17 protein-coding genes are annotated in these 15,396 nt (G+C 69.3%); all 17 read left to right on the forward strand.

Annotated features, from left to right (window positions below):
• The gene (gene fliF, locus M9980_RS13655; protein WP_250751875.1) at nucleotides 1-1,683 is read left to right on the forward strand and encodes a flagellar basal-body MS-ring/collar protein FliF; all 1,683 of its coding nucleotides are present in this window, start codon (nucleotides 1-3) and stop codon (nucleotides 1,681-1,683) included.
• 56 nt (nucleotides 1,684-1,739) lie between these two features.
• On the forward strand, nucleotides 1,740-2,705 hold the full coding sequence (gene fliG, locus M9980_RS13660; protein WP_250754970.1) for a flagellar motor switch protein FliG: 966 nt from the start codon (nucleotides 1,740-1,742) through the stop codon (nucleotides 2,703-2,705).
• 153 nt (nucleotides 2,706-2,858) lie between these two features.
• Nucleotides 2,859-3,590, forward strand: a complete 732-nt coding sequence (locus M9980_RS13665; protein WP_250751876.1) for a FliH/SctL family protein — start codon at nucleotides 2,859-2,861, stop codon at nucleotides 3,588-3,590.
• Nucleotides 3,584-4,903 carry a FliI/YscN family ATPase gene (locus tag M9980_RS13670; RefSeq protein ID WP_250751877.1) on the forward strand — a complete coding sequence of 440 codons (1,320 nt, stop codon included), beginning with the start codon at nucleotides 3,584-3,586 and terminating at the stop codon, nucleotides 4,901-4,903. The genes M9980_RS13665 and M9980_RS13670 overlap by 7 nt, the downstream gene beginning before the upstream one ends.
• A complete protein-coding gene (locus tag M9980_RS13675; protein ID WP_250751878.1) occupies nucleotides 4,896-5,324 on the forward strand; it encodes a hypothetical protein in 429 nt (142 codons plus the stop codon). The genes M9980_RS13670 and M9980_RS13675 overlap by 8 nt, the downstream gene beginning before the upstream one ends.
• A 39-nt stretch (nucleotides 5,325-5,363) precedes the next feature.
• Complete coding sequence (locus M9980_RS13680; protein WP_250751880.1) at nucleotides 5,364-7,400, forward strand: flagellar hook-length control protein FliK; 2,037 nt, start codon at nucleotides 5,364-5,366, stop codon at nucleotides 7,398-7,400.
• Between the two features lie 19 nt (nucleotides 7,401-7,419).
• Nucleotides 7,420-8,091 (forward strand): flagellar basal body-associated FliL family protein, encoded by a 672-nt coding sequence (locus M9980_RS13685; protein WP_250751881.1) that lies wholly within the window; start codon nucleotides 7,420-7,422, stop codon nucleotides 8,089-8,091.
• A gap of 6 nt (nucleotides 8,092-8,097) precedes the next feature.
• Nucleotides 8,098-9,060, forward strand: a complete 963-nt coding sequence (locus tag M9980_RS13690; RefSeq protein ID WP_250751883.1) for a flagellar motor switch protein FliM — start codon at nucleotides 8,098-8,100, stop codon at nucleotides 9,058-9,060.
• Nucleotides 9,057-9,353, forward strand: coding sequence for a flagellar motor switch protein FliN (gene fliN, locus M9980_RS13695; RefSeq protein ID WP_250751885.1), 297 nt, complete (start codon nucleotides 9,057-9,059; stop codon nucleotides 9,351-9,353). Before M9980_RS13690 ends, fliN begins: the two co-directional genes overlap by 4 nt.
• Before the next feature lie 4 nt (nucleotides 9,354-9,357).
• On the forward strand, nucleotides 9,358-9,633 hold the full coding sequence (locus M9980_RS13700; RefSeq protein ID WP_250751888.1) for a FliO/MopB family protein: 276 nt from the start codon (nucleotides 9,358-9,360) through the stop codon (nucleotides 9,631-9,633).
• A gap of 77 nt (nucleotides 9,634-9,710) precedes the next feature.
• Nucleotides 9,711-10,469 carry a flagellar type III secretion system pore protein FliP gene (gene fliP / locus M9980_RS13705; RefSeq protein ID WP_250754972.1) on the forward strand — a complete coding sequence of 253 codons (759 nt, stop codon included), beginning with the start codon at nucleotides 9,711-9,713 and terminating at the stop codon, nucleotides 10,467-10,469.
• A gap of 4 nt (nucleotides 10,470-10,473) precedes the next feature.
• A complete protein-coding gene (gene fliQ / locus M9980_RS13710; protein WP_250751890.1) occupies nucleotides 10,474-10,743 on the forward strand; it encodes a flagellar biosynthesis protein FliQ in 270 nt (89 codons plus the stop codon).
• A gap of 208 nt (nucleotides 10,744-10,951) precedes the next feature.
• The gene (fliR, locus tag M9980_RS13715; RefSeq protein ID WP_250754974.1) at nucleotides 10,952-11,725 is read left to right on the forward strand and encodes a flagellar biosynthetic protein FliR; all 774 of its coding nucleotides are present in this window, start codon (nucleotides 10,952-10,954) and stop codon (nucleotides 11,723-11,725) included.
• Nucleotides 11,725-12,852 (forward strand): EscU/YscU/HrcU family type III secretion system export apparatus switch protein, encoded by a 1,128-nt coding sequence (locus tag M9980_RS13720; protein ID WP_250751893.1) that lies wholly within the window; start codon nucleotides 11,725-11,727, stop codon nucleotides 12,850-12,852. Before fliR ends, M9980_RS13720 begins: the two co-directional genes overlap by 1 nt.
• 45 nt (nucleotides 12,853-12,897) lie before the next feature.
• The gene (gene fliD, locus M9980_RS13725; RefSeq protein ID WP_250751895.1) at nucleotides 12,898-14,334 is read left to right on the forward strand and encodes a flagellar filament capping protein FliD; all 1,437 of its coding nucleotides are present in this window, start codon (nucleotides 12,898-12,900) and stop codon (nucleotides 14,332-14,334) included.
• Nucleotides 14,335-14,336: 2 nt separating this feature from the next.
• A complete protein-coding gene (locus tag M9980_RS13730; protein ID WP_340689104.1) occupies nucleotides 14,337-14,738 on the forward strand; it encodes a flagellar export chaperone FliS in 402 nt (133 codons plus the stop codon).
• Nucleotides 14,739-14,782: 44 nt separating this feature from the next.
• Nucleotides 14,783-15,331: an NADPH-dependent FMN reductase gene (locus tag M9980_RS13735; protein ID WP_250751897.1), complete on the forward strand. Its 549-nt coding sequence runs from the start codon at nucleotides 14,783-14,785 to the stop codon at nucleotides 15,329-15,331.
• Nucleotides 15,332-15,396: the final 65 nt, after the last annotated feature.

A 15,396-nucleotide genomic window follows, 5' to 3' on the forward strand; every position in this document is an offset into this window, starting at 1 on the left:
ATGGCCACGCAACTCGCCAACATCCCCGCAACGGGCACGCCCGCCACCGGTTTCGCCAATCCGCTCGTCCAGGCGCGCGGGTTCCTGTCGCAGCCCGCGGTCAAGCGCGCGCTGCCGATGATCTTCATGGTCGGCCTGATCGCCGCCGCCGCGCTAGCGTGGGCGACGATGCGTACCCCGCCGCAGAAGGTGCTGTTCCCCGGCCTCGGCGATGCCGACAAGGCCGCGGTGATGCAGGCGCTCGATACTGCCAATATCGACAATGCGGTCGACGACACCGGATCGATCACCGTCGGCGACGACGATTATCACAAGGCGCGGATGCTGCTCGCCGGACAGGACCTGCCGAAGGCGGCGCCGGGCGGCTATGCGCTGCTCGACCAGCTGCCGATGGGTGTGTCCCGCGCGGTCGAGGGCGAGCGCGTCAAGCAGGCGCGCGAAACCGAGATCGCGCGGTCGATCCAGGAACTCGACGCCGTTGCCGAAGCGCGCGTCCATCTCGCTACCCCTGAATCCACCGTGTTCGTGCGCGACCAGGCCGCGCCCACCGCGTCGGTGGTGCTGAAGCTCCAGCCCGGCCGCGCCTTGAGCGACGCGCAGACCCGCTCGATCGTCAACCTCGTCGCTGCATCGGTGCCGGGGATGAAGCCCGATGCGGTCACGATCGTCGACCAGATGGGCACGCTGCTCAGCAAGTCGACCGACGGCTCGGGCGGCGGCGAGAGCGACAAGCGCATCGAGATCCAGCGCCGCGTCGAGGAAAAGGTACGCGCCCAGATCGCCCAGCTGCTGACGCCCTTGGTCGGCGCCGGCAACTTCACCGCGGAGGTGCAGGCCGACGTCAATCTCGACGAGACCCAGGCGACGCGCGAAAGCTACGAGAAGCAGGGCACCGTGCGCGCCGAACAGGGCAGCTGGACCGGCAATCAGCCCGGCGCCGGCGGCCAGCCGGGCGGCATCCCCGGTGCACTCAGCAACACCGCGCCGGCTGCCTCGACGCTTGCGACGCCGGCGACCGGCGGCGCCCAGCCTGCGCCCAACGGCCAGACGACGCCCGCCGGCCCGGTGACCGACGCGATGAAACAGTCGGACAGCTTCGCCCGCTCCTACGACCTCGGCAAGGAAATCTCGGTCAGCCGCTCGGCGCCCGGCGAGATCAAGCGCCTGTCGGTCGCGGTCCTGCTGCGCGATCCCGACAAGGGCCGTCGTACCGCGATGGAGATCCAGCAGATCACGGGCCTCGTCCAGGCGGCGGTCGGCTTTAATGCCCAGCGCCAGGACCAGGTGAACGTCATCTCGAAGAAGTTCTCGAGTCCGCTGGACGCCGCGGCGGAGCCGGCCTGGTATCAGGCCGAATGGGTGCCGATGGTGCTGCGCAACGCCACCGCGCTCGTCATCGCGCTACTCGTGCTGCTGCTCGGCGTGCGTCCGCTCGCCAAGGCGCTGATGAAGAAGCGCGACGATGCGCCCGCCGGTGCCCGCCTCGCCTTCGCCAACCCCAACGCCGATCCGCGCAGCCCCGGCGCGCCGATCGATCCCAATGCGCCGGTGTCGATCGAGATGCTCGACAGCACCCGCAACTACGACGACCGCGTGGGGCTGGTGCGTGGCTTCACCCGGGAGAACCCGGCGCGGGCGGCGCTTGCCGTGCGCGACATGATCAAGGCGGGGGACGGCCAGTGACCGAGATCCAGGGCGGTGCCCGCGCCTATACCGGGGTGGAGCGCGCCGCGGTGCTGATGATGCTCGTCGGCGACGAGGAGGCGGCGGCGATCCTGCAGAAGCTGGATCCCGAGGAAGTCCGCCTGCTCGGCAAGGCGATGTTCGCGGTCGCCGACGTCAGCGAACATGAGGTGGAGGACGTGCTCGACGATTTCGTCGGCCATGCCCGCGCCCGCACCGACATCGGCTTTGATCCGCGTCCGAAGATCGAGGGCATGATGACCCGCGCGCTCGGCCAGGACAAGGCCGACAGCGTGCTCGCCCGTATCACCCCGCCCGAGGCGCAGTGCCAGATCGACCTGCTCGACTGGCTCGACGCGAACGAGATCGCGAACCTGATCGAGGAGGAACATCCCCAGGTCGCGGCGCTCATCATCGCCAACCTCGATGCCGGGGTGGCGGCGCAGGTGCTCGAAATCCTGCCGGAAGCGATCCAGCCCGACATCCTCCACCGCGTCGCGAAACTGGGGCCGATCACGCCCGAGGCGGTCGAGACGCTGAAGGCCATGCTGTCGAGCCGCGTCGGCAACGGCGGCGGGGGCAGCGGCGGTGCCGCGGTCCAGCTCGGTGGCACGAAGGAAGCCGCCAAGATCATGCAGTCGGCGCGCAAGGCGACCGAGGCGCGCGTGATGCCCAAGCTCCACAAGATCGACAAGGATGTGGCCAAGGCGATCGAGGAGGCGATGTTCGTCTTCGACAACCTGCTCGACCTCGACGACAAGAACCTGGGCGTCCTCATCCGCAACATCGACAGCGACACGCTGGTCCGCGCGCTGAAGGGCGTCGACGAAAGCGTCCGCACCCGCTTCCTCGGCTGCATGTCGAGCCGCGCCGCCGACGGCATCCGCGACGAGATGGAAAGCCGCGGGCCGATGCGCCTGTCCGAAGTGCTCGAATCGCAGAAGGTCGTCATCGGCATCGCCCGCGGCCTCGCCAAGGATGGCACGATCATCATGGGCGGGGGCGAGGACGATTATGTTTGAGGGTAATGGGGTAATTCTGCCCCGCAAAATCCGTTCGTTTCGAGTAGTCGTCGAGCTTGTCGAGACGACGTATCGAGAAATCTTTCTCGATACGGGCTCTCGACTACGCTCGATCCCTACTCGAAACGAACGGTGTGTGACGGGGGCGGTGGCATGAGCTTCCTCCCCGGTTTCGCCAGCCGCCACGATGCCGCCGCTGCCGCGCTCGGTGCCGCCTTCGCGCTGCCCGCTGCGTTCGAGACGCGCGACCTGACCGCTCGTCCCAAGCCGCGCGGCTTCGCGCCGCAGGGGGAAGCCGGCCCGCGCCATTTCGCGCCGCGCGATCCCGACGCCAACCCGACCGAGGGCTGGGATCCGCTCGATCCCTCGCTCGACCAGGCCGGCGATCCCAAGGGCTTCGTCGATCCGGTCGCCGCCGCCCACGCCGCGGGGCACGCGGAGGGCTATGCCGCCGCGCTTGCCGAGGCCGCCGCCGACGCCGGGCGTGACGCGGCACTCGCCGCCGCACTCGGTACCGCGCTGGGGCAGGGGATCGCGTTCGACCGCGACCGGATCGCGCGGCAGATGCGCCAGACGGTGCTGCTGCTCGTCGCGCGGCTGGTCGGCGACGTCGGCGTGTCCGCCGAGCTGCTCGCGGGCCGCATCGAATCCGCGGTCGATATCCTCGCCGACTCCGCCGAAAGCGCGCTGCTGCGCCTCCATCCCGACGATGTCGCGCTGGTCGAGGGGCGGCTGCCCAAGACGCTGTTCCCGGTCGGCGACGCAGCGATCGCGCGCGGCAGCTTCGTGCTCGAAAGCGCGTCGACCATCGTCGAGGACGGCCCCGACCAGTGGCTCGCGCAGCTGACTGCCGCGATCGACCGGGTTGCCGTGCCCGCATGCTGAACGTCTTCGCGGAACGCTATCTCGACGATCTGGGCGTGCGCGACTTCGCGCCCCGTCCCCGCGTGTCGGGGCGACTGTCGTCCTACGATGGCTTGCTGATGGAGGCGATCGGCCTGTCGCTGCCGGTCGGCACGGTCTGTTCGGTCGGCGACACGGTGGAAGCGGAGGTGATCGGCTTCCGCAGCGGCAAGACGTTGCTGATGAACCTCGGCGGCCCCGCCGCTCTCCTGCCCAACGCGCCCGTCCGTCCGATCGGCCCGCCCGGAGAGGCGGAGGTCGGCGCGGCGCTGCTCGGGCGCGTGGTCGATGGTGCCGGCAAACCGATCGACGGGCAGGGGCCGATCCGCGGTGCCCAACGCTGGCCGCTCGCGGGCAAGCTCCAGTCCCCGCTCGACCGCGGCCGCGTGCTCCAGCCGATGGACGTCGGCGTGCGCGCGATCAACGGGCTGCTCACCATCGGCCAGGGCCAGCGCGTCGGCATCATGGCCGGCTCGGGCGTCGGCAAGTCGGTGCTGCTCGGCATGATCGTCCGCGCAGCCAAGGCCGACGTGGTCGTCGTCGGCCTGATCGGCGAGCGCAGCCGCGAAGTCGCCGATTTCCTCGAAACCAAGGTGTTCGGCGAAGCGCGCGCGCGCAGCGTAGTCGTCGCCGTCCCCGCCAACCATTCGCCCGTGCTGCGCATCCGCGGCGCGCTGCGCGCCACCGCCATTGCCGAGGCGTTCCGTGCCGAGGGCAAGAACGTCCTGCTCATCATGGATTCGCTGACCCGTGTTGCTCATGCCGGTCGCGAGATCGGGCTGGCGCTCGGCGAGCCCGCGTCCGCGCGCGGATACCCGCCGTCGGCAATCGCGATGCTGCCCAATCTGATCGAGCGCGCCGGCACCTGCGCGCTGACCGGGGGCGCGATCACCGCGATCTACACCGTGCTGGCCGACGGCGACGACGGCAACGACCCGGTCGTCGATTCGGCGCGCTCGATCCTTGACGGGCACATCGTTCTGAACCGCGCGCTGGCCGAACGCGGCGTCTATCCCGCGATCGACATCGGCCCGTCCGTCAGCCGCGTGATGACCGATATCGTGCCGCGCCAGCATCAGCACGCCGCCCGCATCCTGCGCCGTCATCTGGCGACGTATGAGGAAAACCGCGACCTCGTTCTGATGGGCGCTTACCGCGCCGGCGCCGACCCCGCGATCGACGCCGCCATCGCCTATCACGGCGCGGTGATGGATTATGTTCGCCAGGATGCGGACCAGGTCGTCGGGCTGGAGGAAGCGGTGACCGAGCTGACCGGCGTCTTCGGCGATGGCTGACAAGAACAAGGCGAAGCTCGCCCGCCTGCACCGCGTCCGCACGCTGCAATTGGGGCAGGTGCAGGCGCAGGAGATTGCCGCCGGTGCGCGCGTCGACAGCGAATCGGCGCTCCAGTCGCGCATCGCCCAGCTCGCCGCCAACATCACCCCGCAGGCCGAGGACACGGGGTTCGCCGCGAGCCTCGCCGCCGCAGCCTATTACCGCGACCGGCTCCACGCCTCCGCGCTCGCCGCCGAAAAGCGCGTCGAGGTCGCCGCAGCCGGTCTCGAGCGCGCGCGCGAAGCGACCCGCGAAGCCCGCCGCGACCAGTCCGCGATCGAGAAGCTGATCGTCCGTGCCGAGGCGCAGGCGGCGCTGAAGGAATTGCGCGCGATGGAGGAAGCGCCGGCGTTCAGGCGAAACCGGCACGCTCCTTGCTGAGGGGTTCGGGCTAGCTTTCGCCAGAGGACCGCCGCCCGCATGATCCAGCTTTCGACCCTGCCGTCACCGGGCGCGATAGACACCGCCCGCCCCGCCGGGTCTCCCCTTGCCACCACCAGCGATTTCGCGCTCGCGCTCGCCCAGTTGGCAGCGCCGGGCGCAGCCGCCGTGACGCCGGCGCTCGTAGCGCCATCGCCCGTTATGGGCGACGACGCCCTGCAAGCCGTTGCCGACCCCGGCAAGCCGTTGCCGGTGATCGCGACCGGCGACGTCGCCCGCTTCGTGCCGCCGCCGGCGGTGGTGCCGGTATCGGGCACGCGTGCGCTCGAGTTGACGGTCGTCGAGCCGCCAGCGCCCGACGCGCCGGTGACCGTCGAGGCAGAACCTGTCGCCGCAGTGCCCGGAAAACCACGGCCAACGGTGACCCCCGATATCGTCTTCGTCACGCCGCTCGACCCGGGTACGCCGGCCCCGGTCGCGCCCGTCGTCATCACCACCACCACGCCCCGGCAGGGCGCGCCGCTGCCGCGCCCGATGACGCAGCCCGTCGCGCTCGGTGCCGACCCTGAAACGATCGCCACAGTTTCGAGTGAACCGGTGCCCGCTGCGCTCGCTGCGCCCGACACGCTGGCTCCGGAAACGCCCCGCGCACCCCGGAGCCGCGATCGCAAACCCGCGCAGGTCGCTGTTGCCGCGTCGGGACCGTCGATGGGCAAGGATCAGCCGACCACCGAGGCCGTCGCAACCCCGACGCGTCGCAAGCGTGTCGATGCTGCTGCCGGCATCGCGCCGCCGACGCCTGAAGCGCCCACCGTCGCCGGACCGCCACCCGTCGTTCCGACACCGCCCGTCTCGCCGGCGATGGAGGTCAGCTCCGCCAAACCCGACGGGGCTGCAATGGTCATTGGCGGCAAGGCGCCAATCCCCGACACAGCCCTTGTCGTCGAGCCGGCCAGCCCGCCACCGAGCGGCGCGCCGACATCGCAGCCTACCGCGCCATCCGCCGCGCCGCCGATCGACATCGCAGCACCGGCTAGCGACCCGAAATCCCGACCGGTGACCGACCCGCGCGCGCCGGTGCAGTCGCACGAGGTGTCGCCGTCGAATACGCCTGTCCCGACGCCGGAGCGCCCCGACGTGCCGGCCCCTGCCGCAGTCGCAGCGTCGCCTGCGCTTTCGGCAGTGATCGGACGCCCCGTGCCCGGAGAGCCGACGCCCGCTGCCGTTGCACGCCCGCGTGTCGCCGCGACGCCGACCCAACCCTCCGTGGCCCCGGCGCCCGTCATCATGGCGTCGATCGCGCCGCCGACCGCTGCCCCGTCGGTCGTCGTGCCCGCCAGCACGTCGGTAATTACAATGCCGACGATCGAACCCACCGCCCACGCCCCAGCGATAGCGGCGCGCGCGCCCTCGTTCGAACCGGCTGCTCCGGTGCAGGTGACGGTCGTCGCACCCGCAACCCCGCCGGCAGCCATCAGCGCACCGCAAGTCGCGAGCCAGGCATTCGCCGCCGCGATCTTCGAAGCCGAACGCCCCGCCGCGCGTGTCCGGCGCGACGATCCGCTTGCCGATCTCGCCGACGCGTTCCCGCTGGCGGGTATCGCCGCGCCGGTCGCATCGTTGCCGCATGCCCTGGCGCCGACGGCTCCCGTGCCGGTGGCGCACGTCGACACCGCCCGCGCCGAATGGATCGGCGCGATGATCGACCATATCGAGACGCTGCAGGGGGAGAACGGCGTGGGCGAGACGCGCATCCGCCTGTCGCCCGACGCGCTCGGCACCGTGGACGTCGCGGTCAGCCGCGACGACAGCGGCACCGTGCAGGTCCGCCTGACCAGCGACAATCCGCACGCCCGCGCGCTGCTGACCGAAGCCGCGCCGCGCCTTGCCGATATGGCCGAATCGCGCGGTCTTCGCATGGGCGGCGCCAGCGTCGATACGCACGCGCAGCCTCAGTCGCAGGGCCAAAGCGACGCGCGCCAGCCACAGGCGCCGACGCCCGCCACGCCGCCGCGCCCGCGCCGCGCCGCCGCCAACGACGACACCGACACCACCACCGATTCGCGCCTTGCGTGACCGTGAAAGGATCTGAACGATGAGCGACAAGACCAAGACCGACACCGCCGAAACCCCGAAGAAGAAGGGCAAGCTGGTCAAGCTGCTGATGATGGGCGTCGGCCTGATCGCGCTGGTCGGCGGGGGCGTCGGCGCCGGTCTCTATGCCGCGTCGAGTGGCCTGATCGGTGGCGGCCATGCGGCGGAGGGCGCCGCCGAAGCCGATACCCCGCGGCTGGTGCCCAAGGCCGAGGAGAAGCGCGCGTCTGCCGCCGGCTCTGAAGGCGGCGAGGGCGGCGGCGAGGGTGCGGCGGCAGAGGGCGAAGGGGAGGGCGCGGCCAAGGCCGAATCGCACGCCGGCCTGCCGACGCCAAAGGGGGCGGGCGGCGACAAATACGCCTCCACCTACTACACCATCGAAAAGGAGTTCACGTCGAACCTGAAGGAAAGCGTGCACTTCATCCAGGTCGGGCTGGCCGTCTCCACGCCCTACGACGACCGCGTCATCGACAATCTGAAGACCCATGAGATCGCGGTGCGCTCCGCGGTGCTGATGACGCTCGGCGACACCGACGAGGATACGGTTTTCACCAACGACGGCAAGCAGCAATTGCAGCGCCGGCTGGCCCAATCGATCAACGGCGTGCTGAAGCAGAAAGAAGGATTCGGCGGCGTTGGTAACGTCTACTTTACCAATTTCGTTGTTCAGTGACCGTGCATGGTTAACAGCACGGCAACCGAAACGATCGAACGGCGCGAACGGCCACGGGCCCCGGCGGAGCATACGGCTTCGCTGGGGGGCGCGAATCTCAATCCGTTCGGCGACCTGCACACGCTCCAGCACCTCTCCGCACGGCTCGCGCGCAGCCTCAGGACGGTGTTCGAGCCGGTGCTGCGCACCTCCCTGCGCACCTGGGCGGAGCCGATCGTCGTGCAGCGGTTCGCCGATTATTCGGCGGAACGCGACGGCGCGCTGACCGCCTGGCTGCCGCTGGCGATGACGACCGCCGGCGCTTCCGCGAGCGACTGCCGCGTGCTGGCCGTGCTCGACGGCGGCTTCGTCGTCGAGACGCTCGACCTGTTCTTCGGCGGCAACGGCGATCGTCCGCGCGTCATGCCGTCCGAATTCACCCCCGCTGCCGAAGCGATGATCCGTCGCCTCGGCCAGATGGTCGCCGACCCCTTGAGCCGCGCGTGGGAACCGCTCGCCCGCGTCGCGTTCACGCCGGGCCATCCCGAGGCGTCGCCCGCGATGCTCCAGGGGGTGGACGGCGACGATGCGATGATCGTCACCCGCTTCGGCCTCGCCGCCGGGGACCGGGAGCCGGTATTCATCGACCTCGTCTATCCGGTCGCCGCGCTGAAACCCTTCGCGCCGACGCTGACCGGCAAGGTCGTCGGACGCACCGCGACCGCCGAGCCCAAATGGCGCGCCGGGCTGACCCGCGCCGCCATGAACGTCAAATTCCCGGTCCGCTCGGTGCTCGCCGAACCGACCATCGCGCTCACCACGCTGATGGAGCTGAAGGTCGGGGACGTCATCCCGGTCAGCTTCGGCGCCGACGTGCCTGTCATGGTCGGCGGCGACCGCCTCGGCACGGGCACTGTCGGCACCTCCAACGGCTATGCAGCCATCCGCATCACCCAGATCGACCGTCTCGACGAAGAGGATTTCCAATGAACGACATGACCGGCGGATTTCCCGTCGAGCCTTCGGTCGCTGCCAATTTCCGGCTGCTCCAGGACGTCGATGTCAAGCTGACCGTAGAGATCGGCTCGACCCAGCTTTCCCTGCGCGAACTGCTCGCGCTCGGTGAAGCGAGCGTGATCGAGCTCGATCGCCACGCCAACGAGCTGCTCGACGTCTTCGTCAACGGCACGCTGATCGGCCGCGGCGAAGTCGTGACCGTCGGCGACAAGTTCGGCGTGCGGATGACCGAGCTGGTCAGCCCCGACAAGCGCGCGAGCCGCTGACGCCATGATGTGGTCCTATATCCTGAAGCTCGTCATTCTGCTGCCGCTGGTCTGCGGCCTGCTGATCGGCTGCCTGTATCTCTGGCGCCGGCTCGAGGCGCGGATGCCCGGCAACCAGGGCGAGAAGCTGCTGAAAGTGCGTGAGACGATGATGATCTCACCGGGCCTGCGCCTCGCGGTGCTCGATTTCGAAGGGCGCCGGCTGCTGATCTCGGTCGGTCGCGGTGGCGTGACCTTGATCGACAAGGCTGGCGCCAGCGTCGGGACCGACCTGAAATGATCCGCGACCTGATTCTGCCAAGTTTCGACAGCACGTCGGGCCGCACCTTCCGCGCGCTGCTCGTCGTGTTCGCGGTGATGACCGCGATGCTCGTCGCCTTCCCGGCGTTCGCGCAAGCCGCGCCCGCTGCCCCGATCGCGCCCGTCGCGCCCGGCGTCGGCGACGGCATCGACCGTGCGCTCGGCCAGCTCGGCGGTGGGCAGGCCCCGCTCAGCCTGTCGCTGCAGGTCCTCATCATCATGGGGCTGCTCACGATCCTGCCGAGCCTGCTCCTGATGATGACCAGCTTCACGCGCATCGTCATCGTGCTCGCGATCCTGCGTCAGGCGCTGGGCCTCCAGAATTCGCCGCCCAACCAGGTGCTGATCGGCCTTTCGCTGTTCCTGTCGCTGTTCGTGATGGCGCCGACCATCTCCGACGTGAACACCCGCGCGATCCAGCCCTATTCGGCCGGCAAGATCGAGGCGACGCAGATGATTGCGGAGGGCGGCAAGAGCTTCCACGCCTTCATGATCAAGCAGACCCGCGTGAAGGACGTGACGATGTTCGCCGGCATGGCGAAGAGCGGTCCATACGCGAACCCCGCCGACGTGCCCTTTGCGGTCCTGCTGCCGGCTTTCGTCACCTCCGAATTGAAGACCGCGTTCCAGATCGGGTTCCTGATCTTCCTGCCCTTCATAGTCATCGACCTGGTGGTCGCGACGGTCCTCATGTCCTTGGGCATGATGATGCTCAGTCCGCAGATCATCTCGCTGCCGTTCAAGCTGCTGCTGTTCGTCCTCGTCGACGGCTGGGCGCTGACGATGGGCAGCCTCGCCAACAGCTTCGTGAGTTAGCGTAATGGACGCCGATTATTTCCTGACCGTCGCGCGCGAAGCGATGTGGGTGCTGGCGCTCGCGTCCGCCCCGATCCTGATCCCCGCGCTGGTCTCCGGCCTGATCCTCGGCATGATCCAGGCGGCGACGTCGATCAACGAGCAGACGTTGAGCTTCGTGCCCAAGCTGATCGTGGTCGCGGTGTCGCTGGTCGTGTTCGGCGCGATGATCCTGGGGCTGCTGAGCGATTTCACGACGAGCATCTTCGAGCGCATTCCGGATCTGGTAAAATGATGCGAAGCGCCAGCGCGGCCACGCCCGCGCGCCCGGCGCAAGCACGGCCGGCGACGGCGACGCCGACGTCCGACGACGCGGCTTTGCCGCGGCGCGCTGCGCGTGTGGTCGCGCCGCGGCAAAGCCGCGCCGTCAGTCGGGCGCATCGCGCCCGCTGGCTGGGCTTGGCCGAGTGGCGCGCAGCGTGCGCGCTCTCACGGCCCGCGCCATGCTAGGCTTCGGCCTCTCGATCGAGCCGCAGCTCTGGACGCTCGTCTTCACGATGGTGCGCGTCGGCGCGGCATTCGTCGCCGCGCCGGTGTTCGGTGCGGTGTCGGTGCCGGTGCAGGTCCGCATCCTGCTGGCCGGCGCGATCTCCATCCTGGCGATGAACGCGCGCGCCATCGCCGCGCCCGAACAGATCTTCTCGCTCACCACCATCGTCATGGTGATGGGGGAGGCGCTGGTCGGGCTGGCGATCGGCTTCGTTCTCCAGATCGCGTTCGCGGCACCGCTGATCGCCAGCGAGTTGATCGGCACGTCGATGGGCATCGGTTTCGCGCAGGCGGTCGATCCGCTGAACGGGCGGTCGTCGCCGGCGATCGGCCAGTTCCTCTCGATCCTGCTGACCTTGCTGTTTCTCTCGGTCGACGGGCACCTGATCCTGGTCGACCTGATCCTGCGCAGTTACGAAGCGATGCCGCCGGGCGCCGCCTGGCTGTCGCCCGACCGCCTGCGCAACATCGCCTTCTTCGGCGGCTATGCGTTTCTCGCCGGGCTGTTGCTGGCGCTGCCGGTCGGGTTCCTGCTGCTGTGCCTCAACCTGATCGTCGGCATGCTCTCGCGATCGGCGCCGGCGCTCAACCTGTTCGCGGTCGGCCTGCCCGCCAGCCTCGCGGTCGGGGTCGTCGCGCTGGTCGCGGCGATGCCGGCGATGGGCGATTACATGCTGGTCATGGTGCATGAGGCACTGGAGATGACCGCGATGCTGGTGTTCGGCTGATGTCCGAATCCGCCGGCGAAAAGACAGAACTCCCTACTCAAAAGCGCCTGACCAAGGCGCGCGACGACGGCCAGATCCTGCGCAGCCGCGAATTCGCGTCCGCACTCGGCATCCTGGTCGGGTGCGCGTGGCTGGCGATGCTCGGCCCCGGACTGCTGTCGGCGTGCAAGGCGGTAATGGCCGCAGGCTTCACCTTCGGGCGCGCCGACGTCGAGCATTTCGAACCGTTCCGTCCGCTGGCGGAAGCCGGGTGGAAGCTCGCGCCGTCGCTCGCCATCCTGTTCGCCGTCTCGATCCTCGCCGCGATCGCCAGCCAGGCGGGCCTCGGCTCGCTGAGTTTCAACGCCAAGCTCTGGACGCCCAAGCCGTCGAAACTCAACCCCGCCTCCGGATTGAAGCGCATCTTCGGCGCGAACGGCTGGGTCGAACTCGGCAAGTCGCTGCTGAAGGTCACGCTGCTCGGTTCGATCGGCTGGTACATGCTGTCGTCGATCTCGGCGAGTTCGATCGGGCTCGTCAGCGCCGATTTCAACCGCGCGGTCGGCACGCTCGGCGGGCAGTTCCTGACCTTGCTGTTCGTGATGGCCGGCGGTCTCGTCCTGATCGCGATGATCGACGTGCCGATCGCTGCCTTCCGCCTGAACAAGATGCTCCGCATGTCGAAGGACGAGGTGAAACAGGAGCACAAGGAAAGCGAGGGCAGCCCGGAGAACAAGGCGCACATCCGCTCGCGCCAGCGCGAAATCCTGAAAGGCGGCTTCCGCAAGGCGATGGGCGAGGCGCATGTCGTGCTCACCAACCCGACCCACTTCGCGGTCGCGCTGCGCTACGACCAGGGTCGCGATCAGGTGCCGGTGGTGGTCGCCAAGGGCCGCGGGGCGACCGCGCTCGCGATCCGCGAACTCGCCGCCGACATGGCCGTGCCGACGCTCGAATATCCCTCGCTCGCCCGCGCGGTCTATTACACCAGCAAGGAGGGGCAGGAGGTCCGCGACGACCTGTACATGGCGATCGCCACCGTCCTCGCCTTCGTGTTCGGGGTGAACCAGGCGGCAGGCGGCATCCAGCCGCTCGTCACCGTGCCCGCGACCGCGCGCTTCGACGAAAACGGCGTGAAACAGGGCTAAACCGGGGCCGAACCCGGTCGTTCTATTCGGGGAAGGGAACGCGTTGTGGTCGATTCGATTGCCAAGACCCTGGGGGCCGGATCGGGCATCGACATCGGCTCGCTGGTGACGAGCCTCGTCGAGGCGCAATATTCGGTGAAGTCGAAGCAGTTCGAGAACCGCGCCGAGACGCTGACCTCCCAGATTTCGACGGTCGCCAGCCTGAAGAGCGCGATGTCGGGCTTTTCGACCGCGCTCGCCGGCCTTGTCAGCGGCGGCTCGCTCGCGACGCAGGTATCGAGCAGCAACACCGGCGTCGTGAAGGCGACGCTGATCGCCGGCGCCTCGGTCGCCGGGCTCAACGCGCGGATCGAGGTACGCTCGCTCACCTCGGGCCAGTCGATGGCGACCAACGCGGCGACGCCGGCGGGCGCGCATATCGGCAGCGGCCAGATCAAGGTGCAGTTCGGCAGCTATGCCGCGGACGAGAACGGCATCGACACCTTCATCGCCGACGCCACCGACCTGCCCGCCATCGACATCGCGCAGACCGACGGCACGCTCGCCGGCATCGCCGCGAAGATCAACGGAACCGCCGGCCTCGGCCTCGTCGCGTCGGTCGTCACCGACGGCACCGGCGAGCGGCTGGTGGTCAAGGGGCCGAACGGCGCGGACAAGGCGTTCACGCTGACCGCGACCGATGATCCCGCCGACCCGGGGCTTGCCGCGCGGATCAACGCGGCGACCGGGACGGACGGCATGGCGCGTGGCAGCGCCGCTGCCGACGCCCGCGTCGCGGTGGACGGCATCGAGTTCCGCCGCACCTCGAACACCATCCAGAATCTGGTGCCCGGCGTGAAGCTGGAGCTTCAGTCGGTCGCGCCCGGGACCATCGTCACGCTCGGCACCACCGCGCCGACCACCGCGCTGCAACAGGCGGTCAACGACGTCATCGAGACGTTCAACGAATTGCAGAAGATGGTGAAGGCCGCGACCGACCCCGCGACCGGCCCGCTCGCGCGCGACCCCGCCGCCGCCGAATTGCAGCGCATGTTGCGCAACCTGACGACCACGAACCTGACCGGTGCGACCGATGGCAGCCCGGCGTCGCTCGCGTCGATCGGCGTCGTAACCAACCGCGACGGATCGCTGTCGGTCGATGCGGGCAAGCTCGCCAAGGTTCTGGTGGCGAACCCCGCCGCGGTCGAGAAGATGTTCGCGAACGGCGGCACCGGCGCATCGGGCAAGGGGCTCGGCGCGGCGCTGGCGGCGATCAGCGTGCGCACCACCGACCGGACCTACGGCCTCGGCGCGTCGGAGGCCCGCTACTCGCGCGCCCAGACGTTGCTCAGCGACGAACAGTCGCGCCTCGCCGACCAGCAGGCATCGACCAAGACCCGTCTGACGCAGCAGTTCGCCAGCATGGATTCGCGCGTCGCCGCCTATCGCTCGACCCAGGCCTTCCTGACCCAGCAGGTCGATGCCTGGAATTCGGGCAACTGATCGTGCCGCGCTATGCCACCGCCTTCGCCCGGCCAGAAGCGACCTACCGCGCCGTCGATCTCGCCGGACGCACGGGGGGAGAGGATGCCGCCGGCCTCGTCGGGCTACTCTACGGCGAAGCGGTGCGCGCGCTGCGCTCGGCGGCCTGGGCAGCCGAGAACAACCGCTACGACATCAAGAGCGAGCGCGTCACCCGCGCCATCGCGATCCTGTTCGCACTCGAAAGCGGGCTCGATTTTGAGCGTGGCGGCGACATCTCGAAGACGCTGTCGCGCCTCTACCAAGGCGCGCGCAGCGAAGTGGTGGAGGCGAGCATCGGCAGCGATCCGCAGCCGTTCCTGACCGTCGCCACTACGCTCGAGGAAATCGCCGGCGCGTGGGAAGCGGCGCGCCGCCTGAGCTGAGCCCGTGCTAGGCGCGAACGATTTTCTCCGGTAGCGCACCCGCCATGAGCCAACCGCATATCGTCGCGCTCGGCGGCACCACCCGCCCGCAATCCTCCACCGGCCGCGCGCTCGCCGCCGCACTGAAAGTCGCCGAGGATCATGGCGCGCGCACGACTCTGCTGACCGGCGACGCCATCGGCTTCCCGAATTTCGAGCCCGGCTCGACTGGTGGCGAGCCGAACGTCGAGGCCTTCGTCGCGGCGCTGCGCTCCGCCGATGGGGTCATCGTCGGGTCACCCGGCTATCACGGCACCTTCTCCGGCATGGTCAAGAACGCGCTCGATTACGTCGAGCTGATGGCGGGGGACGAGCGCCCCTATTTCCACGGCCTGCCGGTCGGGCTGATCGCCACCGCGGCAGGATGGCAGGCGGCGGTCTCGACGCTCATTGGCCTGCGCAGCGTCACCCATGCGCTGCGCGGCTGGCCGACGCCGCTGGGGGTCGCGATCAACACCGCCGACGGGCCCGATGCGATCCCCCGCGCGCAACCGCAGATCGAGATCATGGTGGGGCAGATGTTCGCCTTTCTCGCACCGCGGGTCCGGAGCTGACGGTCCGCGCGCGGTTGACGCGGCGTTAACCATGACCGCCTAGCGTCTCCGGCCATCATGGGGAG

The organism is Sphingomonas donggukensis, assembly GCF_023674425.1.
GTDB lineage: Bacteria > Pseudomonadota > Alphaproteobacteria > Sphingomonadales > Sphingomonadaceae > Sphingomonas > Sphingomonas donggukensis.

Coding starts and splice junctions, on each gene's coding strand:
- M9980_RS13675 (WP_250751878.1), top strand. CDS start 4,896: ATGGCTGACAAGAACAAGGCGAAGCTCGCCCGCCTGCACCGCGTCCGC.
- fliF (WP_250751875.1), top strand. CDS start 1: ATGGCCACGCAACTCGCCAACATCCCCGCAACGGGCACGCCCGCCACC.
- fliG (WP_250754970.1), top strand. CDS start 1,740: ATGATGCTCGTCGGCGACGAGGAGGCGGCGGCGATCCTGCAGAAGCTG.
- M9980_RS13670 (WP_250751877.1), top strand. CDS start 3,584: ATGCTGAACGTCTTCGCGGAACGCTATCTCGACGATCTGGGCGTGCGC.
- M9980_RS13685 (WP_250751881.1), top strand. CDS start 7,420: ATGAGCGACAAGACCAAGACCGACACCGCCGAAACCCCGAAGAAGAAG.
- M9980_RS13690 (WP_250751883.1), top strand. CDS start 8,098: ATGGTTAACAGCACGGCAACCGAAACGATCGAACGGCGCGAACGGCCA.
- M9980_RS13720 (WP_250751893.1), top strand. CDS start 11,725: ATGTCCGAATCCGCCGGCGAAAAGACAGAACTCCCTACTCAAAAGCGC.
- fliN (WP_250751885.1), top strand. CDS start 9,057: ATGAACGACATGACCGGCGGATTTCCCGTCGAGCCTTCGGTCGCTGCC.
- M9980_RS13680 (WP_250751880.1), top strand. CDS start 5,364: ATGATCCAGCTTTCGACCCTGCCGTCACCGGGCGCGATAGACACCGCC.
- M9980_RS13700 (WP_250751888.1), top strand. CDS start 9,358: ATGATGTGGTCCTATATCCTGAAGCTCGTCATTCTGCTGCCGCTGGTC.
- M9980_RS13665 (WP_250751876.1), top strand. CDS start 2,859: ATGAGCTTCCTCCCCGGTTTCGCCAGCCGCCACGATGCCGCCGCTGCC.
- fliP (WP_250754972.1), top strand. CDS start 9,711: ATGACCGCGATGCTCGTCGCCTTCCCGGCGTTCGCGCAAGCCGCGCCC.
- fliR (WP_250754974.1), top strand. CDS start 10,952: ATGCTAGGCTTCGGCCTCTCGATCGAGCCGCAGCTCTGGACGCTCGTC.
- fliQ (WP_250751890.1), top strand. CDS start 10,474: ATGGACGCCGATTATTTCCTGACCGTCGCGCGCGAAGCGATGTGGGTG.
- M9980_RS13735 (WP_250751897.1), top strand. CDS start 14,783: ATGAGCCAACCGCATATCGTCGCGCTCGGCGGCACCACCCGCCCGCAA.